The 25,332-nt window shown below is 34.0% G+C and carries 23 protein-coding genes; 13 read left to right on the top strand and 10 right to left on the bottom strand.

All coding sequences use genetic code 11. The features are described 5' to 3' along the window. Positions 1-151: 151 nt before the first annotated feature. Both AC3WRL_RS13965 and AC3WRL_RS13960 read left to right on the top strand, forming a co-directional pair. Positions 152-2,272 (top strand): type IA DNA topoisomerase, encoded by a 2,121-nt coding sequence (locus AC3WRL_RS13965; protein ID WP_492330553.1) that lies wholly within the window; start codon positions 152-154, stop codon positions 2,270-2,272. A 313-nt stretch (positions 2,273-2,585) separates the two neighbouring features. Continuing rightward, the gene (locus AC3WRL_RS13960) at positions 2,586-3,008 is read left to right on the top strand and encodes a PaaI family thioesterase (protein WP_214831650.1); all 423 of its coding nucleotides are present in this window, start codon (positions 2,586-2,588) and stop codon (positions 3,006-3,008) included. Between the two features lie 335 nt (positions 3,009-3,343). Here the strand turns inward: AC3WRL_RS13960 and AC3WRL_RS13955 are convergent, their stop codons facing one another. Further along, positions 3,344-3,604: a hypothetical protein gene (locus AC3WRL_RS13955; RefSeq protein ID WP_214831649.1), complete on the bottom strand. Its 261-nt coding sequence runs from the start codon at positions 3,602-3,604 to the stop codon at positions 3,344-3,346. 270 nt (positions 3,605-3,874) lie between these two features. On the opposite strand from AC3WRL_RS13955, the gene AC3WRL_RS13950 reads away from it, so the two are divergent. Further along, on the top strand, positions 3,875-4,219 hold the full coding sequence (locus tag AC3WRL_RS13950) for a phage holin family protein (protein WP_214831648.1): 345 nt from the start codon (positions 3,875-3,877) through the stop codon (positions 4,217-4,219). Between the two features lie 61 nt (positions 4,220-4,280). Here AC3WRL_RS13950 and AC3WRL_RS13945 read toward each other — a convergent pair whose 3' ends face one another. Beyond that, positions 4,281-5,147 carry a T9SS type A sorting domain-containing protein gene (locus tag AC3WRL_RS13945; RefSeq protein WP_214831647.1) on the bottom strand — a complete coding sequence of 289 codons (867 nt, stop codon included), beginning with the start codon at positions 5,145-5,147 and terminating at the stop codon, positions 4,281-4,283. 121 nt (positions 5,148-5,268) lie between these two features. Here AC3WRL_RS13945 and AC3WRL_RS13940 point away from each other — a divergent pair, with 121 nt between their 5' ends. After that, on the top strand, positions 5,269-7,263 hold the full coding sequence (locus tag AC3WRL_RS13940; RefSeq protein ID WP_492330552.1) for a S9 family peptidase: 1,995 nt from the start codon (positions 5,269-5,271) through the stop codon (positions 7,261-7,263). Between the two features lie 89 nt (positions 7,264-7,352). Next, positions 7,353-7,844, top strand: a complete 492-nt coding sequence (locus AC3WRL_RS13935) for a DNA-deoxyinosine glycosylase (RefSeq protein ID WP_492330551.1) — start codon at positions 7,353-7,355, stop codon at positions 7,842-7,844. A 336-nt stretch (positions 7,845-8,180) separates the two neighbouring features. Here the strand turns inward: AC3WRL_RS13935 and AC3WRL_RS13930 are convergent, their stop codons facing one another. From AC3WRL_RS13930 to AC3WRL_RS13910, 5 genes are all read right to left on the bottom strand, one after another. Beyond that, a complete protein-coding gene (locus AC3WRL_RS13930; protein WP_492330550.1) occupies positions 8,181-9,218 on the bottom strand; it encodes a phosphotransferase enzyme family protein in 1,038 nt (345 codons plus the stop codon). Then, complete coding sequence (locus AC3WRL_RS13925) at positions 9,194-10,117, bottom strand: nucleotidyltransferase family protein (RefSeq protein WP_492330549.1); 924 nt, start codon at positions 10,115-10,117, stop codon at positions 9,194-9,196. Before AC3WRL_RS13925 ends, AC3WRL_RS13930 begins: the two co-directional genes overlap by 25 nt. A 135-nt stretch (positions 10,118-10,252) precedes the next feature. Beyond that, the gene (locus AC3WRL_RS13920; RefSeq protein WP_492330548.1) at positions 10,253-11,326 is read right to left on the bottom strand and encodes a serine hydrolase domain-containing protein; all 1,074 of its coding nucleotides are present in this window, start codon (positions 11,324-11,326) and stop codon (positions 10,253-10,255) included. A gap of 111 nt (positions 11,327-11,437) precedes the next feature. Next, positions 11,438-12,973 (bottom strand): M61 family metallopeptidase, encoded by a 1,536-nt coding sequence (locus AC3WRL_RS13915; protein WP_492330547.1) that lies wholly within the window; start codon positions 12,971-12,973, stop codon positions 11,438-11,440. Between the two features lie 68 nt (positions 12,974-13,041). Continuing rightward, positions 13,042-13,734 (bottom strand): AIM24 family protein, encoded by a 693-nt coding sequence (locus tag AC3WRL_RS13910; RefSeq protein ID WP_214831640.1) that lies wholly within the window; start codon positions 13,732-13,734, stop codon positions 13,042-13,044. A 177-nt stretch (positions 13,735-13,911) separates the two neighbouring features. Between AC3WRL_RS13910 and queA the strand changes: the two genes are divergently transcribed. From queA to AC3WRL_RS13885, 5 genes are all read left to right on the top strand, one after another. After that, on the top strand, positions 13,912-14,961 hold the full coding sequence (queA, locus tag AC3WRL_RS13905; protein WP_214831639.1) for a tRNA preQ1(34) S-adenosylmethionine ribosyltransferase-isomerase QueA: 1,050 nt from the start codon (positions 13,912-13,914) through the stop codon (positions 14,959-14,961). 68 nt (positions 14,962-15,029) lie between these two features. Continuing rightward, positions 15,030-16,064, top strand: a complete 1,035-nt coding sequence (gene rlmN / locus AC3WRL_RS13900; protein WP_214831638.1) for a dual-specificity RNA methyltransferase RlmN — start codon at positions 15,030-15,032, stop codon at positions 16,062-16,064. Between the two features lie 73 nt (positions 16,065-16,137). Continuing rightward, a complete protein-coding gene (locus tag AC3WRL_RS13895; RefSeq protein ID WP_214831637.1) occupies positions 16,138-17,061 on the top strand; it encodes a sterol desaturase family protein in 924 nt (307 codons plus the stop codon). 117 nt (positions 17,062-17,178) lie between these two features. Then, a complete protein-coding gene (locus AC3WRL_RS13890) occupies positions 17,179-18,087 on the top strand; it encodes a hypothetical protein (RefSeq protein ID WP_492330546.1) in 909 nt (302 codons plus the stop codon). 74 nt (positions 18,088-18,161) lie between these two features. Next, positions 18,162-19,139 carry a polyprenyl synthetase family protein gene (locus AC3WRL_RS13885; RefSeq protein ID WP_261512687.1) on the top strand — a complete coding sequence of 326 codons (978 nt, stop codon included), beginning with the start codon at positions 18,162-18,164 and terminating at the stop codon, positions 19,137-19,139. Positions 19,140-19,357: 218 nt separating this feature from the next. Here AC3WRL_RS13885 and AC3WRL_RS13880 read toward each other — a convergent pair whose 3' ends face one another. Then, positions 19,358-19,651, bottom strand: coding sequence for a hypothetical protein (locus AC3WRL_RS13880; protein WP_214831634.1), 294 nt, complete (start codon positions 19,649-19,651; stop codon positions 19,358-19,360). A gap of 137 nt (positions 19,652-19,788) precedes the next feature. Between AC3WRL_RS13880 and AC3WRL_RS13875 the strand changes: the two genes are divergently transcribed. Beyond that, complete coding sequence (locus AC3WRL_RS13875; protein ID WP_492330545.1) at positions 19,789-22,221, top strand: alpha-ketoacid dehydrogenase subunit alpha/beta; 2,433 nt, start codon at positions 19,789-19,791, stop codon at positions 22,219-22,221. 62 nt (positions 22,222-22,283) lie between these two features. On the opposite strand, the gene AC3WRL_RS13870 is transcribed toward AC3WRL_RS13875, so the two are convergent. Both AC3WRL_RS13870 and AC3WRL_RS13865 read right to left on the bottom strand, forming a co-directional pair. Further along, positions 22,284-22,445 (bottom strand): bacteriocin-like protein, encoded by a 162-nt coding sequence (locus AC3WRL_RS13870; protein ID WP_449243641.1) that lies wholly within the window; start codon positions 22,443-22,445, stop codon positions 22,284-22,286. Positions 22,446-22,716: 271 nt separating this feature from the next. Continuing rightward, positions 22,717-23,919, bottom strand: coding sequence for a C1 family peptidase (locus AC3WRL_RS13865; protein ID WP_214831632.1), 1,203 nt, complete (start codon positions 23,917-23,919; stop codon positions 22,717-22,719). 186 nt (positions 23,920-24,105) lie between these two features. On the opposite strand from AC3WRL_RS13865, the gene AC3WRL_RS13860 reads away from it, so the two are divergent. Beyond that, the gene (locus AC3WRL_RS13860; RefSeq protein WP_492330544.1) at positions 24,106-24,609 is read left to right on the top strand and encodes a GbsR/MarR family transcriptional regulator; all 504 of its coding nucleotides are present in this window, start codon (positions 24,106-24,108) and stop codon (positions 24,607-24,609) included. A gap of 8 nt (positions 24,610-24,617) precedes the next feature. Further along, positions 24,618-25,307 carry a hypothetical protein gene (locus tag AC3WRL_RS13855; RefSeq protein ID WP_214831630.1) on the top strand — a complete coding sequence of 230 codons (690 nt, stop codon included), beginning with the start codon at positions 24,618-24,620 and terminating at the stop codon, positions 25,305-25,307. Positions 25,308-25,332 lie beyond the last annotated feature (25 nt).

Genomic DNA, 25,332 nt, shown 5'->3' with positions numbered 1-25,332 from the left:
TGATCAGGTACATTATCCTTATGATAAAATGATTATGAATCTTTATTTGTCAAGGCTTACTTTCTTTTCAATAAACTCCGCTCATAACTTTTTCCGGAAAATCCAAAAAAAATCCCGAATTTTGCAGCCCTTTCAATAATCCCGAATATTCATGAAGCTTTGTATTGCCGAGAAACCCAGTGTTGCCAGAGATATTGCCAAAGTATTAGGTGCTACCACACCTAAACAAGGCTATATGGAAGGAAACGGCTATTGTGTAACATGGACATTCGGACATCTTTGTACCCTTAAGGAGCCCCACGATTATGGACCACAATTCAAATCCTGGAATCTGTTTTTATTACCCATTATCCCTAGTCAATTTGGGATAAAACTAATCCCCAATAGAGGGGTTGAAAATCAGTTTAAAGTAATAGAAAGGCTGGTTGAAGAATGTGATGAGGTGATTAACTGCGGTGATGCCGGGCAGGAAGGAGAATTAATCCAGCGTTGGGTATTACAGAAGGCTAAATGCAATAAGCCCATTCAACGTTTATGGATTTCGTCGCTTACCGAAGAAGCTATTAAAGAAGGTTTTGAAAAATTAAAACCTGCTGATGACTATAAGAATCTTTATTTAGCAGGAAATGCAAGAGCAATAGGGGATTGGTTATTGGGAATCAATGCAACCCGACTTTTTACCAAGAAATTTGGCAACAATAAAGTTGTTCTTTCCATAGGAAGAGTGCAGACACCAACTTTGGCAATGTTGGTTCAGCGTCAGAAAGAAATCGACAGTTTTAACACCGAAGAATACTGGGAACTAAAAACCAAATACCGTGATGTTATTTTCAATGCGGCGATCGATAGATTAAAAACGTTAGACCGTGCTGAAAAAGGTCTGGAGTATCTTAAAGTTAATCCTTTTGAGATCGTTTCTTTTGAGATTAAAGAAGGAAAAGAGAAGAATCCACGACTTTTCGATTTGACAGGACTTCAAGTGGAAGCCAATAAAAAATATGGGTATTCTGCAGATAGCACCCTAAAATATATTCAAAGTCTTTACGAGAAAAAACATGTGACGTATCCTCGTGTGGATACTACCTACTTATCGGAAAGCCTTTATCCGAAAATAGAAGGTATTCTTAAGAAAATGTATTTTTATCAGGAGCTTATTTCTCCATTATTAGAGCAGCCGATTCCAAAATCTAAAGCAGTTTTTGATGATGCAAAAGTGACCGATCACCATGCGATCATTCCAACTGAAGTTCCACCTTCACAAAATTTAAGCAGAGAGGAAAAATTAGTTTATGATCTTATTGCTAAACGCTTTATTTCTGTTTTTTATCCTGAATGTAAAATTTCAAACACTTTGGTAGAGGGAAAAGTGGGAACAATTCCTTTTAAAACAAGTGGAAGGCAGATTCTTGAACCTGGCTGGAGAGCCGTGTATGCTAAAGATGCAAAAGAAGAACCTACTGATAAAGAAAAAGATAAAGAGGAAGAGCAGACCATTCCTGAATTCACTGTTGGAGAAACAGGCCCCCACGATCCTATGATCCATCAGGGAAAGACTTCGCCGCCAAAACCTTATACGGAAGCAACGCTTCTAAGAGCTATGGAAACTGCCGGAAAACAAGTCGAAGATGAAGAACTTCGCGAATTGTTGAAAAATAATGGTATCGGAAGACCTTCAACACGAGCGAATATTATAGAAACTCTTTTCAAAAGAAAATATATTGAAAAGAAAAGAAAAAATCTGTATGCTACCCAAACGGGAATTCAATTGATTGATACTATCGAGGATGAGCTTCTTAAAAGCCCGGAGTTAACGGGAGAATGGGAATTAAAACTTCGTAAAATTGAAAGCGGGGAATATGAAGCCAATCAGTTTAAAGAAGAGTTGATTCAGATGGTTTCCGAATTGACAAAAAAAGTGGTCGACGGAAAAGGAAAGGTGATCACCTTACAGGAAGAAGAGGTAGTCGTGGAAAAAAAGAAAAGAGAGCCTGCTGTAAAAAAAGAACTTCAATCCTGGGAGGAAACAAAATGCCCGAAATGTAAAGAACATAATCTGTTTAAAGGAAATACAGCTGTGGGATGTTCTAATTTTAAGAACTGTGGGTTTAAAATACCATTTGAAATTTTTGGAAAAAAACTGTCTGAAAAACAACTTCTCGATCTTATTTTAAAAGGAAAAACTTCAAAATTAAAAGGTTTCAGCAGTCATCCTAATATCATAACAGAAGGCGTTCTTTCATTATCTGATGACTTCACGGTACAATTAAATTAACACACTACTACGATGCCTAGTCATTGCGAACCAAAGGTGAAGAAACCTCAAAATAAAATTTTTCGTTAAACGCCAGGACACAATTTTTTTATTGTGCGTATGTTTTTTAGGGCGCAAGGATTTTTATCTTTGATAAAAATGGATTGGACATTAACAAAAAATCTTTGATTTTTACAACTTGAGTGTATTTCTTATACAGCATATTAAATTTAAAATAACTTAGGTGTTTATAAGCTTTTATGCCTTTTGTGGTTGAAAATACAATTAAAAGTTCAATCCTTTCCTTACCTTTGTCAGAATCATATTTCAATCCATGACACCAGAAAAAAGGCAACTTATAACAGATAGTTTCAACCGTTCCGAAACATTAAAATTCTATAAAGCAGAACTTCTTGAAGTGGAAACTGATTTTGTGTCCATTAAAATTCCGAAGATGGAAATGATGACCAGGAAAGCGGGAATGTTCAATGGAGCAATGATTGCTTCTTTAGTAGATGTCTCTTCTGGCTATGCTGCAGTGAGTAATTATAAAGAAGATTGCTACGTGGTAACAATAGAGCTTAAAGTTAATTATTTACGACCGGCGATGGGTGATGCATTGGTTTCAAAATCTTATGTAGTAAAAGGTGGAGGTAAGATAAGTGTTATAAGAACAGAAATCTATGCAATTGATGAGAGTGAGAATTCTGAAAGTCATGTAGCCACTTCATTGGTTACTATGATGAGACTTAAATAATCTGGAATCCTAGAAAGAATAAGCCTGAACAGAGAACCACAGGTAAGCATTATTTCCAACAGGATTAAACATGCCCCATATCCCATTCGTCCTCGAGGTTTTCTTTTTTGTAAACCGCATACTCTGTAGATATGAAAAAGGAATATTTATTTTGTGTGCTAAATTATAACACTCCTAATCATCCCCGGAACAAACGATTGTAATGAATACTGAACTGATCTATAGAGCCTTTATACTTTCTGGAAAATAAACTTTTGCTAATATAAGCGTGTAGGTGTTGATTTAAACAAATTGCCTAAGTATTCCTTAGGCAATTTCATCATTTTAAAAATTGATTAATCATAATGTTCATTAATATAATCGATACATTCCTGATAAGTTTCAATCTGTCTTTGAGACCGAATATAAGGACCATTAATTCCAGCGTTTTCAGCTAGCTTTTCCATTATTTTTATAAGAGTCCTGCCACGTAAATTAACTCTTGTTTCCTGAATAGAGCCATATTTTATATGTTCTTCGTGAATATGCCAAAGACTGGCTTCGCCTGCACTCACTCGTGTGCCTTTGGCAAGATTGGTTGGTTCTGGAGCTTCCATGATGTGAAATTTTAAATGATTGGGTTAATAATTTTTGTTGGTTCAGTGTTTTTAGTATTTCATTGAAGTAAAGTTCCAGATTTCAATCCTATAAAATAAAAGGGGAAATACCCATTTTTAAAAAATAGATGTTTTCCCTATATCATTGAAAACAGAAATATTAGAGCATATATTTTTTAATTTTAATTACAAAAGCTTTTATCAATAGTCCTGAGAGAACTATATGGAATGAGTTTTGATAAGTATTTAGGAACTATTAAAAATAATCATATGAACTTAATTATCCGATTACTGGTAACTGCAATCGTTGCGTTCCTTTTAACAAAAATTTTACCGGGAGTACATTTTGAAGGTTTTTCAACTGCGATTATTTTCGCCATTGTTTTAGGTCTTTTAAACCTGATCGTAAAACCAGTTTTAAGTCTTTTGGGACTTCCATTAACAATCATTACGTTAGGATTGTTTGCTTTGGTAATTAATGCATTAATCATCCTGCTTGCTGATTATTTCATAGACAGTATGGTAGTAGACGGTTTCTGGTGGGCACTTATTTTCAGTATTGCCCTTTCTCTTATTACCTCTCTGGCAAACTCTATGTTCTCAGATGGTGATTAAGCCATAGAATATAGCCATATCAGAATAAAATCCGTTAGTTTTTAACTGACGGATTTTTATTTTATTTTTTGATGAATTTTAAGAAAATGACATTTCCTTGCTGATCTTTTAATTTTATAAAATAATTTCCTGAGGTTAAATGACTGATAGAGATTTCGTTGGTAGAAATCTGATGTTTAGATATCACTTTTCCACTGGTATCTATAATTTCATAGTCTTTAAAATCTTTAATGCTGTTGATTTTTAAAACATCAAAAACCGGATTTGGGTAAACTTTTACCAGCGTAATATTCTTTTCTTTGGTTTCATCGGTATTTAAAAAGAGACACGAAGGAGGATTGCTAATTTCACCATTGGTAAAATCGTAATATATCGTACTTCCCACTGGAATTACATTGGTGCTGATACTGGTAGGGATATTTGAAAATGGAGTGCAATTATTGAAACTTACATTGGCATTTTCGAAATTTCTTATGAGCTTATACCAGCCTTCGCATCCTGTGTTGATCATTGGAAATCCAGGCCAGATATTATCAATAACAAAACCGTTAACTGAATTAGGATTTACCATATCGATCATTGCGCAACTTCCGTTTGTCCAACTTGAAGGAACTTTAAAATAAATATTTGCTGTCGGGATCACTCCAGTGTAATATTTTCTGGTGAATATAGCTGAAGTACTTCCTTGTCCGTTCACTAAAAATGCTTTAATTTCTTTATTCTGATCGATTGTAATCGACAAACTATTAACCCCGGAATTGGAGCTCAATGTAGGAGTAGTACCATCTGTAGTGTAGTAAATTGTTCCATTTCCATAAACTGTTACCTGATAGGTGTCGTTATAATGGGTACCTCCAGGAATCATATTTATTTGTGAGAAAAGAAAAAAAGATGAAAAGAATAACGTAATAAGTAAAATTTTTTTCATGATAATTAGTTTTTAATAGTTAAACGTAAAATTAATTAAATACAAATTATAACTACTTCTTTAATTTGAATTTTAAACACATTTACATACCTTTGGCAATCTTTGATTTAAACAGGAATTTATGAAACTTAAGTACAGTCTGCTGGCTTTAGCAGCCCCACTTTTAATGAATGCACAACAGTTAATGACACCTGAAATTCTTTGGACTTTGAAAAAAGTGGGAGTACAGGCCGTTTCACCGGATCAGTCTTCTCTTATTTACAAAGTAGGACAGGTAGATCTAAAAACAGAAAAAACGAAAAATGAGAACTATTTTCTTAATGTTCTTAATAATCAGTCTTCAAAAATAGACCTTGGTAAAAAATCACTTATTCAGTGGGATAAGAATGGGATCTACGCACAGGAAGGAGATAAAATCTTTCTTTCTAAAGACAATGGGAAAACCTGGACAGAATTTTATACGATCGGAGAAGCTGATAATATTGTAATTTCTCCAGATGGAAAGAGAATAGCTTTCAGCAAACAGGTTTTGGTTGAGAAAGTAATGGGGAAAGATAAATATAGTGATACCCCAAAAACCACGGCACAGGTTTATACAGATTTGAACCACAGACACTGGGACTACTACAATGAAGGGAAATATAACCATGTTTTTGTAGTCAATACTTCAGATAAAGTGGAATCATCAAAAGACTTATTGGAAGGAAAGACCTGGGATTCTCCGCAGAGACCTTTCGGGGGGACTGAAGATTTTATCTGGAGCCCTGATTCCTTACAGCTATTGTATGTTACTAAGCCAAAAAGTGGAAAAGAATATTCAACAAGTACCAATACAGATATCTTTGCCTATGATGTAGCTTCTGGTTCTACAAAGAACCTAACAGAGACAAATAAAGGTTATGATGTTAATCCAAAATTCAGTCCTGACGGGAAATCATTGGTTTGGCAAAGTATGGAAAGAGATGGATATGAAGCCGATAAAAATGATGTGAAGATTATGGACTGGAAGTCCGGGAAAATAGAAAACCTTACAAAAGGTTGGGATGAAAGTGTTTCTGGAGATGTTTTCTGGGGTGGAGATTCCAAAACGATTTATTTTACTGCAGCATTCAGAGGAACGAAACAGTTATTTTCTATAGATCCTAAAAATGCAAAAGTGCAACAGATCACAAAAGGTGATTTTGATGTTAATGAAATTTTTGCAGATACTAAAAATACACTTTTAGTAGGAAGAACTGATGTAAACCATGCTACAGATATATTCTCTGTAAACGTTAAAAACGGAGAAATGAAGCAGATCACAGAAGCTAATAAAGATGCCTATGCAAAATTAGCTCAGGGAAAATCTGAATTGAAAATGGTAAAGACGACAGATGGAAAAGAAATGGGTGTATGGTTCCATTATCCACCAAACTTCGATCCTAATAAAAAATACCCAACACTAGTATATTGCCAGGGAGGACCTCAATCTGCATTGACACAATTTTTCAGTGTAAGATGGAACTTTGCCCTAATGACAGCAAATGGATATATTGTGGTTGCACCAAACAGGAGAGGAATGCCAGGATGGGGAACGAAATGGAATGAGGAGATTTCTAAAGATTGGGGTGGACAGCCAATGAGAGATTATTTGGCAGCTACAGATTATGCTAAATCTTTACCCTATGTAGATGGAGAAAGAGTTGCAGCTGTAGGAGCAAGTTATGGCGGATACAGTGTATTTATGCTGGCTGGAATTCATGATAACAGATTCAAAACATTTATTGCTCATGATGGATTGTTTGATATGAAATCTTGGTATCTAACAACAGAAGAGCTTTGGTTCGCTAATTGGGATCTGGGTTCTCCATGGGAAAAACCTATGCCAAAAGCATATACCGAATTCAACCCTAGTAACTTTGTTGAAAAATGGAATAAACCAATTATGATCTTCCAGGGTGGGATAGATTACCGTGTTCCCTATGAACAAGGACAGGAAGCTTTCCAGGCTGCAAAATTGAGAGGTCTTAAAACTAAATTAGTATATTTCCCTAACGAAAACCACTGGGTACTTCATCCACAAAACGGATTGGTATGGCAAAGAGAATTCTTTGATTGGTTGAAAGAGACTTTATAAAAAATAAAATATCAATAGAAACGGGCTTTAGCCCGTTTTTTTATTGTAAAGTATTCAACGGCTTTAGCCAAATTTTATATATTTGAACCATGCAAAACCGTATTTCCTCATTTCCTCCGCTTATTGATATTCAATCTGAAATTCTAATTTTAGGTTCTATTCCCGGTGTGAAGTCTTTAGAAATGCAACAGTATTATGCCCACCCGCAAAATAAATTCTGGAAGATCATTTTTGAACTATTCGGTGAGGATTTTACAGAAGATTATACAAAAAGAATGGAGACGCTAAAGAAATATCACATTGCACTTTGGGATGTTATCGATTCCTGCGAAAGAAAAGGCAGTCTTGACTCCGAAATCAGAAATGAAGAAGCTAATCAGATTGCAGAACTTCTGGAAGAATATCCTAATGTAAAAGCGATTTTTTGTAATGGCGGAAAATCGTATAAAAACCTGCAAAAAGCTTTAGGAAAAGATTATAAACTTCCCATTATCTTACTTCCTTCAACAAGTCCTCTGCATACCGTTTCATATGAGAAGAAACTGGAAGACTGGGTACGGATCCTGGAGTTTTTAGAGTAGATTATTAGCTTCTCGCGAATCTAGCAGATAACGCTGATTTTGATTGTATTTTATCTTTCTCAAAGTATGCGCAATATAGAAATCAAGTTTTTCATTCGCAAGGTAATTAGTATTTAAAAACTTCTCGATACGTTTTTTTCAAAATCTACACGAAGTGACGTTGTCTATTCAACTTTTATGTACCTGCAATTTTATGTACCTGAAAATATTGATTTACCGTCAGTTCGAGTATTTTTCGTAATGAAATGGAGAAAAGTGTATGGAGAACCTTTCAAAAAAGAACAAAAATTTTAAAACAATTTAGTTTCTTGCAAATTAGTCAGATTATTGTGTAAATTAATCAAACTTCAAATAAGTTCTTAATCCCTTCAACAGCTCCAACTGATTTTTCGTTCTGTCAAGATTATGCTCAGGATATTTTATGGAGTAATAGGTACTCCCGTTTAAATAATCCGTAAGGAAACGGAGTCCCTGGATATATATGGCAACCTGGGCTGCATAATCGAGATTTTCAAACTCTTCATAAGTCAGTTGATCCTTTAAATGAAATAAAAAGCCCTCCTTCACAGACTTAAAAATATTGGGATTAAAATTATCTTTTGCTGTTCCGTCATCTTCATTAGTAGTATTGGTATACGACTGAATCATAGTTCCAAAATCATACAGAATAGTAGAAATCATTATAGTATCTAAATCAATTACAGCCATTGGATCATGGTTCTGATCAAAAAGAATATTACTGATCTTCGCATCTGCATGAATGATCCTTTTGGGCAGTTGACCATTATTTTGCATTTTGATCCATTGATGAGGTAACTCCAATAATTGATTCATCAATGCTATTTCAGTTTTTGCACTTTCTTTTAAAGCAGAAGTTCCATCTTCTAATGAGATTTTATAATCTAAAATTCTCTTTTCAAAATTGAGGAAATCAGGTAAAGGATCCTCAATAACAGGAAGAGTTGTGGTATTATTGATCATACTAAGAAAATAACCCACAGCCTGGGCTGCTTTAAAGGCTGTTTCTGCAGAAGGGACAGTAAGAAAAGTAATGCTGTTGTCTATAAATCCAGTCATTCGCCACTGATGGCCATTTTCATCCGTTATTAAGAACTCTTTTGAAGAGGAGGAAACAGGTTCTGCAATGTAAAGTTGATAATCATTTTCCTGAAGGATTTTATTTATTTTAAGATGATTATTAATGATCCGTTCAGGATCTTTAAAAACTTCAGTGTTGATTTTCTGCAGAATGTATTTTTCCTGAGTCTGATTGTTTTCTACAAGATAGGTCGTATTGATCAATCCATTACTAATCGGACTGACCGTACAATCTTCAGCGTCAATAAATTTTAAGATAATGCGATTAAGTTCCATAAATCTTGTGGATATTGATGGTTTTGAATTTCTGTTTCAAGATAATCTTTTAAAATACTTTTATCACCGGAATAAGTCATCCCTATCCATTGAGAAGGTGAAGTCTTGACCAATATTTTGATTCCTTTTTCATCCTTCATTTTCTGTACAGCAGCGGGTATATAAAATTCTTGGTTGGGCTGTGGATCAGACTTTATAAAATTATTAAAATAAACTTCCAGTAAATCAAAGATGATTGGATGAAAAACGAAATAATTCATAGACACCAAAGTCTCCGGATCTACTTCAATATTTTTCCCGTTGTCCGTGTAGATAATGGTTTCATTCTCTTTTCGGATAGAAGTTTGTTCTTCCACTTTTATCAGGAAACTTTCAGTATCCATTGTACATATCCCACGGGCTACTGTACCGTTATCACTTAATGTTGTAGAAATGGGGTAGGCAATAAGTTCAAACTGTGAACTTGAAATCTTTTGATGATCAATCTCATTTGAAGCCAGCTGATAAATTTCCTTTCCGTAAAAATCATCTGCGTTGATCATAACGAAAGGTTCATGGATATATTCTTTAGCACAGAGAACAGCGTGTCCTGTTCCCCAGGGTTTCTCTCTGGATGAATGATCAAAGCTACCAGGTACATACTGGTTGATATCCTGATATACCCAATGCAATTCAAAATTGTTATTAGCAGAAATATTTTCCAGCCTTTCTATATAGCTTTCAGGAATAAAACGATTGATAACAATAACTATCTTATTAAAGCCAGCCGCTAATGCATCGTAAATAGAATATTCAAGAATAGGAGAGCCATTATCCAATATTCCATCGATTTGTTTAAGTCCTTTATACCGGCTGCCTAAGCCACCGGCTAATATGAGAAGTGTTTTTTTAGAATTCATCTGTCATTAACCTTTTGTAAAATCAAGGTATCAACAATCTATTCTCCTGTTTATAGAGATTGTTGAGGTTTTAAAAATATTAAAATCCCAACAGAAATGGGTAGTTTCTTTAACTTAAGAATTTATTTTAACAGATTATTGTCCATAATAGGCGGTAATTATCCTTTCTCTCATTTTGTTGAGGTATTTAATATCTTTGGTATTTGATAATATAATTAGGGTTAGATTTTTCTCTGGTAAATGGACCCAATTTGAACTGTGCCCATAACCTTCACCCTGGCGTTCTACAAATAAAGTATTGATATTACCAAATTTTTTAGGATAAACCCAAAAGCTAAAAGCAGTTTCACCAAGCTCTTTATAAGGAGTGAGCATAGTATCTACAGTAGCTTTTTTTAATAAAGTATGATTGAAGATGGCCTGATCAAAGATCAAAAGATCTTTTGGTGTAGAATACATGCCTCCTGCAGCATACAAATTATCTATATAGGTATTGGTAGGTGTATGGAGTGCAAATGCGTCAGAATCTGCACCTGTATAACCATCATCAATATTCTGAATGATATCATTATGATGCAGCAGACCAGTGTTGTTCATTTTTAAAGGAACTAATACCTGTTCTTTTAAAACTTCTTCATAGGATTTACCATAGATATTTTCAATAATTTTTCCAAGAAGGATATAATCTCCATTATTGTAGTTAAACTTTGTACCGGGTTTGTCAATAAGCTTTTCAGACAAAAAGGTAGTAATAAAGTCATCCAGATTCCAGATCGTATTATCATAAGCCTGATGGATCAATTCCGGGGAGCTTAGATCTTTATTGAATCTACCACTACTGTAAGTTAACAAATTTTTTATTGTTGCCTTCTTTGCCGCCTCACCTTTGTAGTCCGGTAAGTAAGTAGCAATAGGAACATCCAGATTGATTTTTCCTCTTTCATAAAGCTGCATGATCATTACTGCAGTAAATGATTTAGTTAAAGAAAAAATATGGAATTTAGTATCATCTGAGAAATTGATGTTATAGTGTCTGTTTGATAAGCCTTTATAAGTAAGCAACTCAGTTTTGCCATTTTGAGCTACTAAAACAGCTCCGTTAAAGTTATCATCTTTCACACTGGAATCAATCACTTTCTCAACATTTGAGATTTGTGAATGAGTGATATTTATTGCTAATAAAAGCAGGCTTGTTAGTATATTTCTCATAATACACAGGTTTTATTAAGGATAGTTGTTAAGAGTAAGTTATGGTTGTTTTTCTATAAGGATGTATAACAGAGAAGTGATGTCATCAATCTTTGTATAGATATTGAAAACCTATTGATCGATCCATGCTTTCCTCAAGGCAATCTGTTTTGAATCAGGGTTTACTAAAGTACCTATCTTTCCAGTGGTTTCATCATAGGTGAAACCCACTTTTGCAAGATATTCTTTCAAAGGAATAGGTTTTGTACCTTCTATAAAATCCTTGAAAAATGTACGTATTTCGGGGTAAGTCATTTTTGTGATTTCATCGAATAAATAATTGTCATTAAAATATTTATCTTCGCCATATTTTTTCATGAGCCGCTGCATAAGATCCTGAGTACCCATTTTTCCGCCAGAAAGTTCGCGTAGTTTTATATCTAAACATAATCCGAGTAGTGGTCCTTTTTGATAGAAATTCATATATTGATCTTGTCTTTCCATTGCATTTTTACTCAGTTCCGTAAAAGATAATGTATTATCAAACTCCTTCATACCCTGTATCTTTTCTTCCAGTTTTTTTTCAAAATCTGCCAGACTGATCATCTTTTGTTTGATAGGCATATGTATGGTTGCATATTCTGTCATACCTTCATAAAGCCATAAATGCTCTGACATGGTAGGATTTAAAAAATCATAGTGCTGGATTTCTCCCGAATGAATGTGGAGTGGTGTGATAATATGAAAAAACTCATGGGCAGCAACTCTATTTAAAGCATCCGGTAAAAAGTTCATATTTCCGGAACGATATAGGCAGACTGTAGACCTCGAGTGTTCAAGACCGTCGGCAATAGATCCCCTTTCTTTTGAAGTTTCAAAATAGATCAAAAAGGCATATTTGTCAACAGGTAGTTTTCCTCCTAAGTAAGCTTTTTGATTTTCTAAAATAGTCTTTATATGATCTGCTATTTTTTGGGAATAATGCCGCTCTTTATTGTTATAAAATGATACGAGCACCTCAGTAGTTCCTATTTTTAACCACGTGGTATCAGGAACGCAATAGAGCACAGGTGAGTCTACTAATTTCCGGTAATCCTTTGCCCAAACAATATCAGTACTATCATTTTTCTTTTTATAATCCAATGCGGAGGAAGCATAAAAATCTTTATTTTTGTTAATACTGATTTCATAAGGAGCATCTTTCATTTCTTCAAAGTAGCCTACTAAAGAATTATAGTTGATGACAAAAACACTATCCTTTTTAAAAGTACTGCCCGCAGATTTTGCTCCGTCAGTATTTTGTTGTAAAGAATCCCAACCATCTGTAACCAGGTATGATATTTTTTTCACATGTTTCAGGTCATTCACCATCCAGCTGTTTTTATCTAAACGTTCCGTTCGTATTTTCTTTCCATTTTTGTCAGTCGCAATAACATCGGAAACATATTGCCCAAAATTCATAGCCTGATAAAATCCGGGAACAAGTTTGGGTATAATAAATTTCCCTTTTTCCAGATTGTTTTTAGGTGGAGTAAAAGAAACCATAACTTCATCATTTTTCATATGAAGCAGATCTATATTATATTCATAGTTTTTCTTTGATGATTGGGCAATAATAACGATAGGAAAAAGAATCAACAAAAAAAATATTTTTAGAAGATTACCCATTTTGTTTTTGTTTTAATGTTTAACAAAAATAAGGAGTTTAACTACACGAAATGTTTATATTAAATGTATTATTTTTCTACAGTATATACTTCTTCATAAGGTTGAATAAGAACCCAGCCATTTCCAGAGAATTTCATTTGAAACTCCTCACCGCTACCTCTTCCCATCAGGCTTTTAAATGAAACATTGGTTTTCAGTTCAGGAGTTAGATTTCCAGACCACGCAACAGTTGCGTTAGGATCTGTAAAAACAGGGCTGTCTGGAGTTACCATAAGTGTTAACGGTTCACCATGAGTGGTAATAGCGATATGTCCCGTTCCCGATAATTTAACCTGGAATAATCCACCTGCCATCATTCCTGCGATACTCTTTAGCATGGTAATATCACTTTTTATACTTTGATCATGTGCTAAAACATCATTGCCATTTACACATAAAGATTCATTGTTTAAATGAAGGATGCGAACTTTTTTCCCTGAATCTGCCACATAAAGCTTTCCAGTACCCTCCGCTTTCATTAATTTGGTTCCTTCACCACTGATTGCTTTTTTTAAGAGATTTCCTAATCCTCCAGACATCATACCTTGTCTTTCAAAATTAATATTTCCTATATATCCAACCATGCTTCCTCTTTTGGTCCAAACCGATTGGTTATTAAGATTGATCTCTAAAAGCTGAGGTTTTTCAAGTTCAAAATAATCCCTTTCCTGTGGGTTTTCCTTAGTTTCATTAACGAATGCTTCTAATGAATATTTGCTCATAATTAATAATTTTAGATGGCCAAATTACAGTTTTTTTGCATTGAAACGTATAGTGAATATTAACCATTTAACAGCTTTATTAAATAAAGCTTGACAAAGGGGTATTCAATGTCGTATATTTGCACACCGAAAATTACACTTGTAATTTCAATAATTTTTAAACCGTAATTTAAAAAAATGAAAACATCCGATTTTAATTTTGACCTTCCTGAGGAATTATTGGCAGAACATCCATCAGAGCACAGAGATGATGCCAGACTAATGGTTCTTGACAGAAAAACAGAAACGATAGAGCACAAGTTGTTTAAAGATGTAGTGGATTATTTCGATGAGAAGGATTTATTTATTTTCAATAATACTAAAGTTTTCCCAGCACGTCTTTATGGAAATAAAGAAAAAACAGGTGCTAAAATCGAAGTATTCCTTTTAAGAGAACTTGATAAGGAAACTCGCGTTTGGGATGTATTGGTTGATCCAGCCAGAAAAATAAGAATCGGTAATAAACTGTTTTTTACTGAAGATGAGTCTTTAGTTGCTGAAGTTATCGATAATACAACTTCCAGAGGAAGAACACTAAGATTTTTGTTTGACGGTTCTTATGAAGAATTCAGAACAAAATTAAAAGAATTAGGAGAAACACCGCTTCCAAAGTATATCAAAAGAGCAGTAGAGCCTGAAGATGCTGAAAGATATCAGACGATCTATGCAAAAATTGAAGGAGCTGTTGCAGCACCTACTGCGGGTTTACATTTCTCCAGACATTTAATGAAGAGATTGGAAATCAAAGGAATTGATTTTGCAGAAGTTACCCTTCACGTTGGTTTAGGAACCTTCAATCCAATTGAGGTGGAAGATCTTTCTAAGCATAAAATGGAGTCTGAAGAGATCATCATCGATGAGAAAAATGCTGATATCATTAATAAAGCAGTAGATGCACACAGAAGAGTTTGTGCTGTGGGTACTACAACAATGAGAGCATTAGAAACTTCAGTTTCTTCAAACAAGAAGATCTCTGCATTTAACGGTTGGACAAATAAGTTCATTTATCCGCCTCACGATTTTGGAGTTGCCAATTCAATGATCACCAACTTCCATACCCCAAAGTCTACATTATTGATGATGATTGCTGCATTTGCAGGAAGAGATTTTATAATGCATGCTTATCAGGAAGCCGTAAAAGAAAAGTATAAATTCTATTCTTACGGTGATGCAATGTTAATTTTATAAAAGATACTAGGTAATAGGTTGCAGGTATTAGTTATCTGCAACCTTCAACCTAAGATCACCACCTTACAATGAAAGATATCCGAACTTTATCACTAGATCAGCTTAAAGACTATTTTTTGACTTTAGGAGAAAAACCGTTTCGAGCGAAACAGGTTTATGACTGGTTGTGGAGTAAAAACCTCCATTCTATAGATGAAATGACGAATCTTTCGAAACAGCTTCGTGATAGAATTTCCGAAGAATATACCATTAATCCAGTATCCGTTGACCAACTTCAGAAAAGTAAAGACGGAACTATTAAAAATGGGGTGAAGCTTCACGATGGCTTAATGGTGGAATCCGTTTTAATTCCTACAGAAACGAGAACGACAGCTTGTGTTTCTTCACAGGTAGGATGCTCATTAAATTGCGAATTCTGTGCTACCGCAAGGTTGAAGAGAATGAGAAATCTTGAAGTTGCTGAAATTGTAGATCAGGTCGCTCTAATCGACAGTCAAAGTAAAATGTATTTTGACAGGCCTCTTACCAATATTGTTTTTATGGGAATGGGGGAGCCAATGATGAATTACAAAAATGTAGTTGAAGCGATTCGAAAAATTACTCAACCTGAAGGCCTGGGAATGTCTCCAAGAAGAATTACTGTTTCAACTTCAGGAATTCCTAAGATGATCAAAATGCTGGCGGATGATGACCTACGGGTAAAGCTGGCTTTATCACTTCACTCGGCAATAGAAGCCAAACGTAATGAAATCATGCCGTTTTCAGATAAGTTTCCATTAACTGATATTATGGAATCACTTCAATACTGGTACAAAAAAACAGGGAATACAATTACTTTTGAATATTGTGTATGGAAAGGGATCAATGATGGTGATGAAGATATTAAAGCTTTAATTAAATACTGTAAACAAGTTCCTTCTAAAGTTAACCTTATCCAGTATAACCCGATCGGTGATGGTAAATATGACCAATGCAATAAACAGGCAGAAGAAAATTATGTTCGTCAACTTGAAAATGCCGGCATTACTGTAATGATCAGAAAAAGCCGTGGCGGAGATATTGATGCTGCATGTGGACAATTAGCCAATAAGGTTACCGATTAAAATTTCATTAAAAATAATTCAATCCGATTTCTGACTTTTATAATATCCTACCTTTGTACAAAAATTAGTAACAATGAATTACTTTTTGGGTGAAGATGGATTAGAAAATGTCTATGCCTGGGCAATTCCATTTCATGCTACTGTAATTTTAGCTGAAATGATTTATAGCCATGTTTCCGAGGCTAAACTATATGATAAAAAAGATGTAGCAACAAGCGTTTATTTGGCATTGATGAACTTCGGTTTGGATTTGATAATGAAGGTTTTTGCAATGGGAGTGATGTTTTTCTTTTACAATCACCGACTTTTTTCCTGGGATTTTACAGTTTGGTACTGGCTTATCTGTTTTGTGATCACTGATTTTGCGTATTATGTGCTTCATTATGTTGATCATCATTCCAGAGCTTTTTGGGCTGTTCATATTACCCATCATAATTCAGAATATTTTAATCTGACCACGGGATTCAGAAGTCCTGTTTTACAACCCCTTTATAGATATTTATACTTTTCACCGTTGGCTTTTTTAGGTTTTAATCCATGGCATATCATGGTGGTATATGCTATTGGACAGGTATATGGAACGTGGGTTCATACCCAGACTGTAAAAAAGATGGGATTTTTAGAATATATTTTAGTCACTCCATCGCACCATCGTGTACACCATGCCTGCAACATTAAATATCTGGACAGGAATATGGGAATGTGCCTCATCATCTGGGATAAAATGTTCGGAACTTTTGAAAAAGAAGATCCGGATACACCTGTAAAATATGGAATTTATCCTAAGATGCCCGATAACAGACCTGATACGGTATTATTATATGAATGGAGAAGAATCTGGAAAGATATCAAACAGCCTGGATTAAAATTTTCGGACAGGATTAATTATATTTTCAACTCTCCGGGTTGGAGACACGATGGAACGGGGAAAACAGTAAGACAGTATCAAAAAGATTATTTTGAGAAGAAAGCACGTAAGCAACAGAAGTCGGCATGAATTTTTATTAGATTGTGATATAGTCTGTCTAAATTGGCTTTAGCTAAAACTTATTTTTCATAGATTTAATTTAAACTGCGGATCAATCTATTGCAGTGAAAACCGTATTTTTATTCAATGAAAAAGTTTATCCTCATTTTTACAGTCTTTGTTTTTCAAGCTGCTTTTTCTCAGCAGGCCGATTTTCTTAAAATAAAAAAATACAGAATCAATTTTCTTGAAGATCAGGTTCAGGAAACTTCAGGGTTGAATTTATTCAATGGAAAACTTTATACTTTCAATGACAGCGGTAATAAACCGGAAATTTTTGAAATAGATAAAAATGATGGGAAAATTATTCAGACTTTCAAAACTAATTTAATTAATAAAGATTGGGAAGCACTAACCAATGATGGTGAAAACTTTTATATCGGAGATTTTGGAAACAATACAGGAACCAGAAAAGATCTTACGATTTACAAAGTTCCTTACGAAAATCTTGTTATGATTAATACCTCTAAAGTTCCAGATTCTGAAAGAACTTTAGATGGCATTAAGATCTCTTTTTACTATCCTGAACAGAAAGAATTTATTTCAAAAAATACCAGTAACGACTTCGATGCGGAAGCGATGATCTATTTGAATGGTAAATTGCATATTTTTACTAAAGAATGGGCTGCAAAAGCAACATCACATTATATTGTTGATCCAGGAACTTCAGAACAGCAAAAAGCTGAGAAAATTGAAACATATAAAACTGATTTTGTAGTAACGGATGCTTCCTATTTTGATAAAAAACTTTACTTAGTGGGTTATACAAAAAAAACAGAAGTTTTTCTGGATATCTTTAAGGAAACAGAACCTGGAGTCTTTTTTAAAGAAAAACCCAGACACTACTATTTAGGAAGTGCTACCTCTGTTGGGCAAATCGAAGGAATAGCAGTAGATGATCGAGGACTGTATATTTCAGGTGAAAAATTCAGATATCCATTAGGAACCGTAAAGCAGAGTCTGTATTTTATTCCAAAAGAACAACTCAAAGATTGAATTTTCTACTAAAATTACCCGAAAAAAATTATCTTTGTGAATATTAATAATTATTTATTCATCACTCACCGATTTTGGCAAATATTGTAGAAGAAATCAAACAACCGATCAATGAAGAAATGAAACTTTTCGAGCAGAAGTTTTATGAATCAATGCAGAGTAAAGTCCCTTTATTAGATAAAGTAACTCGGTTTATTGTTACTACTAAAGGAAAGCAAATGCGTCCGATGTTTGTATTTCTCTGTGCGAAACTGATAGGTGATGTTAATGAAAAGACTTATCGCGGAGCTTCCATGATAGAATTGATCCATACCGCGACACTGGTTCATGATGATGTTGTGGATGAAAGTTTTAAAAGACGTAATTTTTTCTCTATTAATGCACTATGGAAAAATAAAATTGCAGTTTTGGTAGGTGATTATTTATTGTCAAAATCAGTGTTATTATCAACGGATCATAAAGACTATGATTTACTGGCTGTTATCTCCAGAACAATCAGAGAAATGTCTGAAGGTGAACTTCTTCAGCTGGAAAAAGCAAGAAAGCTCGATATTACAGAAGATGTTTATTATGAAATTATCCGTCAGAAAACAGCAACATTGATCGCGGCATGTTGTGAAATAGGAGTCTTATCGAATAATGCAGAAGAAAAGCTTGCTAAAAGAATGCAGGATTTTGGAACTTATACGGGAATGGCATTTCAGATTAAAGATGACTTATTCGATTATCTAAGTTCAAACGTTATTGGAAAGCCTGTTGGTATCGATATTAAAGAACAGAAAATGACTCTCCCTTTAATTCATACTTTGAAAATTGCGAGTGACAAAGACAGAAAATATTATCTAAATACTATAAAACGCTATAATAACGACCAAAAACGTGTAAAAGAATTAATCGCTTTTGTAAAGAGTTCAGGTGGTTTGGATTATGCAATTCGTGTAATGAAAGATTTTCAACAAAAGGCAAAGGATCTTCTTAATGAATTTCCCGATTCTGAAGCCAAAAGATCATTGCACAGTATGTTAGATTATGTAATTGAAAGAAAGTTTTAATAAAAAGCAGTGAATGATCAGACATTCATTCTGAAAATAATTAAGGTTTCCAAGTATATCCGATTGATATAATTCTCTGTCATAATCAATTATTGGTAAAATACTTAAATGTCGTAATCTTCAATTTATCCTAAAATAAAGCGAATCTGATTATAAAGCGGTCAGTGGATTTGTAAATTGTTTTATTTGATCATTATTTCTAAACTATCTATAAATGTTTAAATTATTCTTAGTGTAACAATTATAACAGCTAGGACTATGCATAATAATGCGATTAAAAATAAATAATCCGCAATGTTTTCAAACTTGGTTTCTCTTTTTTCACTTTTAGATCTTATTGCTAAAAATGAAAAGAAACAACTGCATGCAAAAAGAATACAGGCAATTCCCGCAAACTCATCTAAATAAGTATGAACACTGATTTTAGTGATTTTCAATGAGGTAATTATGATCAAAGAAAACCCTAAAAGATTACTCGATGCATTTAATATATGCGGTGATTTTTTTTCCATTTATACAAATTTATTTAAAATAAAACACAATTTCCTCTATTATCAAATTTTTAAAAAAGATTATTAAAAATTAAAATTAATTTAAAAAGTGTATATTAGCAAAATACTTCGAGAACTAAAAATTTTTATATTTGGCTATGCAAACAACCTATATTGAAACACAGAAGATTTCCTTTCAAGATTTTAAAAATCAAATACTTGAAGACTATAAGTTGGGAAGAATTTCTCGTGAAATGTCTTACCTGGGTAGAAGAGAGGTTCTTACTGGGAAAGCTAAGTTTGGGATCTTCGGTGATGGTAAAGAGTTACCACAGTTGGCAATGGCGAAAGTTTTCAGAAATGGGGACTTCCGTTCAGGATATTATAGAGATCAGACTTTTGCATTGGCTGTAGATGCCTTAACGGTTGAAAGCTTTTTTGCACAGTTATATGCTGATACAAGCGTTGAGAGAGAGCCTGCTTCAGCAGGGAGACAAATGAATGGTCACTTCGCAACAAGAAGTTTAAATGAAGATGGAAGCTGGAAGAATTTGATGTCTCAGAAAAATATTTCTTCAGATATTTCTCCAACAGCAGGTCAGATGCCTAGATTGTTAGGATTGGCTCAGGCCTCAAAAATATATAAATCAGTAAAATTTGACGGTTCTGAGAAGTTCTCAATGGACGGAAACGAAATTGCTTTCGGAACTATTGGAGATGCTTCTACAGCAGAAGGCCATTTCTGGGAAACATTGAACGCAGCATGTGCGCTTCAGGTTCCTATGATCGTTTCAATCTGGGATGATGGTTATGGGATTTCAGTACCTACTAAGAATCAGAGAGCGAAAGCTGACATTTCTGAAATGTTAAGCGGATTCCAAAGAAAAGAAGGTGAAAATCAGGGTTGTGAAATTATTCAGGTAAAAGCTTGGGATTATCCAGCTTTATTGGACGCATATGCTAGAGCAGAACATTTTGCAAGAACAGAAAGTGTTCCTGTAGTGGTTCACGTAATTGAAGTTACGCAGCCTCAAGGTCACTCTACTTCGGGTTCTCACGAAAGATATAAGAATGAAGAGCGTCTTTCATGGGAAGCTGATTTTGATGGATTAGTAAAATTCAGAGAATGGATTTTGAATTACTCAATTGAAATTGAAGGAAAAGAAGAGGTTATTGCTGCAACTGAAGAATTGGATGCCATAGATGAGGAAGCTAAAAAAATGGTAAAGGCAGGCCAGAAAATAGCTTGGGAAAATTACCAGAAAACAATTTCTGATCTATCGAAATCTATTTTACCTTTGGTTGAAAATCTTAAAGGACAAAATGCAGAGATTGAAAATTACATTGCGCAGTTTAATAAATTAGTTTCTAAAGCTAAGAAAGATATCTTCCATTTAGTAAGGATATCATTATTGGCTACAAGAGGTACAAGCACTTCCGAAAGAAACCAATTGATGCAGAAATACAATGAGATTTTGGAAGTGGAAAAAGACAACTATTCATCTCATTTATATTCTCAGTCTCAATGGAAAGCAGAAAATATTAAAGAGGTTAAGCCTGTTTATTCTGACAACTCAGAAGATGTAGATGGAAGAGTAGTGGTAAGAAATAACTTTGATAAAATATTCGAAAAATATCCTGAAACACTTGTCTTTGGTGAAGATGCCGGAAATATCGGTGATGTAAACCAAGGTTTAGAAGGAATGCAGGAAAAATATGGTGAAGTTCGTGTTGCAGATACAGGCATCCGTGAAGCGACTATTTTAGGTCAGGGTATCGGTATGGCAATGAGAGGGCTAAGACCTATTGCTGAAATCCAGTATTTAGATTACATCTTATATTGTATTCAGGGAATGAGCGATGATTTAGCTACTGTTCAATACAGAACTAAAGGCGGGCAGAAAGCTCCTGTGATCATCAGAACAAGAGGACATAGATTAGAAGGTGTCTGGCATTCAGGTTCGCCAATGGCGGGAATCCTTAACCTTTCAAAAGGAATTCTGGTACTTGTTCCAAGAAACCTTACAAAAGCAGCCGGATTCTATAATACAATGCTTCAAAGTGATGATCCTGCAGTTATTGTTGAATGTCTGAACGGATATCGACTAAAAGAAAAACAACCTGATAACTTAGGTGAATTTACAGTTCCTGTAGGAAAAATTGAAGTAACTAAAGAAGGTAAAGATGTAACTTTGGTAACGTACGGTTCTACATGGAGAGTCGTTATGGAAGCAGCTGAAGAATTGGAAAAATTAGGTATTTCTTCAGAAGTAATTGATGTTCAATCTTTAATTCCTTTCGATTTAACAAATGAAATCGCTGAAAGTGTAAAGAAAACAAACAGATTAGTCGTTATCGACGAAGATGTAGAAGGTGGAACTTCAGCATTTATTCTTCAACAGATCTTAGAGAAGCAAAAAGCTTTTAGATATTTAGATTCTGATCCATTAACGATTGCTGCAAATGATCACCGACCTGCTTATGCTAGTGATGGAGATTATTTCAGTAAACCATCATCAGATGATATGGTGGAAAAGATCTACGCGATGTTTAATGAAACAAACCCACAAAAATATCCAGCGATATTTTAATTGGAATAAATAATAGAATAAACCCGCTTTCAGAAATACTGAAAGCGGGTTTTTAATAGGTTCTAACTTTTGCACCCAACACTACTTAATTCACAAGTCCAATAGCTGGGAATGCCATTCTGAGGCCGATGATAACATGCTATTGATCCAACTGGACATTCAGGAGCATTTCCGCCATTAATTCCTTTTAATTCTGACTTTGTTAATTTTTTTGAATTTTTCATATTTTTTGATTTGTTGATTGATCACAAATATAATATTTTTGGTTTCACTTCAAATCATTGTTAGTGTTTTAATTCTTATAACAGGGAGTTAATTTTATGTATTTTGATGTTTTCTGTTTAAATTAATGATACGTCTTTAGAATACAAACATCTTATTGGAATCAGTGTATTAGCATTTCGTAAAAAACAAAACTGCTCTAAAAATTCTTAGAGCAGCTTTTTAACAGATTTAAATATCTAAAATTGTCATATCAAATGACAATAGTGACTCTTATAAACCAATATTTTTGGTAGGCTTTAATTGCTTTAAGATACTTTTTGGAATTGCATTTTTATGTACCAAAATAGCAGTTGATTTATATTCAACATAAGGTCTTGTTACATAAATATATCCTTCAAAATCATTGGTTACACCCCAAGAGTTCTTAACCATATAATATTCTTTTCCACTCTGATCTTTTGCCAATCCCACAATGTGCATACCATGATCATCCGTAGTAGAAAGATTATTAAGCGCATTTTGACGCATGTCTTCTGTGATCGTTTTGTCTTTTTTAGGCTCAGTGAATAATTCTTTTTTTACTTCAGGAGTAATTTGATCCAAATTAACATCCGGAACATAAGCCACTCCGTTTTTGTATGAGAAATAAGGCTCGGAAACATCAGTTGCCCAACCAATAGAATATCCTTTAGATATTGCATTATCAACAATAGCTGTGATATCTGTCATTGGAACGTTCCAGTCAGAATCATGGCTCCAGTTATCAGGAATTGGATTTACGAATTTCTGAAAATATGGATAATCTTTGTATGATGATAATTCTACATAATCTTCAGCATTGATTCCTACTACTTCATTAGCGAATGTTTTTGGAGTATATGATTTCCCATTATACGTAAAGTTTGTTGGAACTTTTCCTAAGTATTCATCGAGTATAGCATCTACCGAAGACATCCAGTTATCAGAAAGTTTGCCTTTTGTAGCTGCCTGAACCAAACTGTCTAATACAGGTTTTATTTTATCCTGCATTTCTTTAAAATTATTGGTAGTCTGCCCAGGTCTTAATCCTGTATAAACATCCTGAGGAACAGCTCCATACTTTTTGTACATGTTGATTACATCATGTAATTCTCCACCATCACCCCAACTGATTGCTCCGCTATTTAGTACATATAATTTTGCTTTGTCGTGATAAGAATTTCTCGCCGTAAAAATCTCTGCAAGGTCAACAGGTTTTTTACCCATACGCTGCATTTCAGATTCCAGGAAAGAATTTCCTGAATAGCTCCAACATGTTCCTGAAGAACCCTGATTTTTTACCGAAGTAGCACCAACATCTTTTAGAGTGGTAAATTTAAAATTGGCATTTTGAGATTGATTGTTTTTTAACTTGTTGATCAAGTCATCTTGTGCGAACATCATACTTCCTGCAGACAAAACAAAAAGTAATGATGCAATTTTGTTATATTTCATTACTATAAAGATTATTATTTAATAGTCGTTGTTATAAGAGATTTGTTACAGCGTGAAAAGTTAAATTTGAAATGGGAATATTATTAGGAAAATATATATTAAAAAATAAAAAATTTAACTTTCAATAATTATTGAAAGTTCGAAAATTATTATTACATTTGTAATAGAAATTCAAAAGAAAACAAAATGAAACTTTCAGAAGCTAAAGAAAAATACATTCAGACATGGGGAACGTTTGCTACCAATTGGGGGATCAACCGTACTATGGCACAGGTTCATGCTTTGCTTCTGGCAAGTGGGAAACCGTTATCTACAGATGAGGTAATGGAGCAGCTTGAAATTTCAAGAGGAAATGCTAATATGAATTTACGGGCTTTAATGGATTGGGGGATTGTAAAGAAAGAATTAGTGAAAGGAGACAGAAAGGAATATTTCATCGCAGAAAAGGATGTTTGGTTTTTATTTAAGCAAATTACTAAGGAGCGCAGAAAGAGAGAAATTGCACCTGTCATTTCTTTTTTAGAAGAGTTGAAAAACATTGAAGATAATGATTCAGACGAAGCTAAGGAGTTTATTAAATTAATGCAGGACTTTAGCTCAGTGACTGGAAAGATCAATAACATTATGGATCTGGCGATTAAGAGTGATGATCACTGGTTGGTAGGAAAGATTACGAACTTATTGAAGTAGCAAAGAGAATGAAAAAGTTTATTCTATTATTTTTATTAGCGAGTATGATGAGCTGTCAAAAAAAGGTGTATGCGAGTTTTGATATAAACATAGAGAGTGTAGACAAATCAGATAAAAGGTTTTATGATCTCTTTGAAATTACTATTCTGAGAAATAATAAGGTTTTTAGGAGTTTAAAGCCGGATGAATATACTCCGAGCCTAGATCAGAGAATTGAAATTGATAGTATTGATAAAGGAAAATATACATTTGTGTACACCAATCTTTTTGGAGATAAAATAAATGAAGAACAGGTTGTTGCTGAGTCGAAAAATTATAGAATAAGTATTAATCCTGATAAGTCAATTAAAAAGATTGCAAATTTAGCATTTGAAAGCTTGAAAGATAGTAATGTAAAACTAATTTATCAATCTAAGGGCTGTTTTCATCATAATGCGGATTCTGTGGTCCTTGAAAATAAAGGGAATGATTATTTTGTTTGGAGAGGTCAAAGGTCAAAGAAAATAGATAAAAAAGAACTCGCCTACTTCATCGATATTGAAAACAGGATACGTCAGATACCCCAAAATGGTGGATGTACAACTACAGGGATTTATATTTTTGAATACAAAGGGAAATATGATACAATTATTGATGGAACTTGTCATTTCCATCTATATGATAAAATATCAGGCTATCTAAAAAAGAATAATTTATAGCACGGAAAGGATTCAAAATCCTTTT

This window comes from Chryseobacterium sp. FW101-FHT12H09 (genome assembly GCF_058790395.1).
This window is presented reverse-complemented; position numbering and strand designations above follow the sequence as displayed.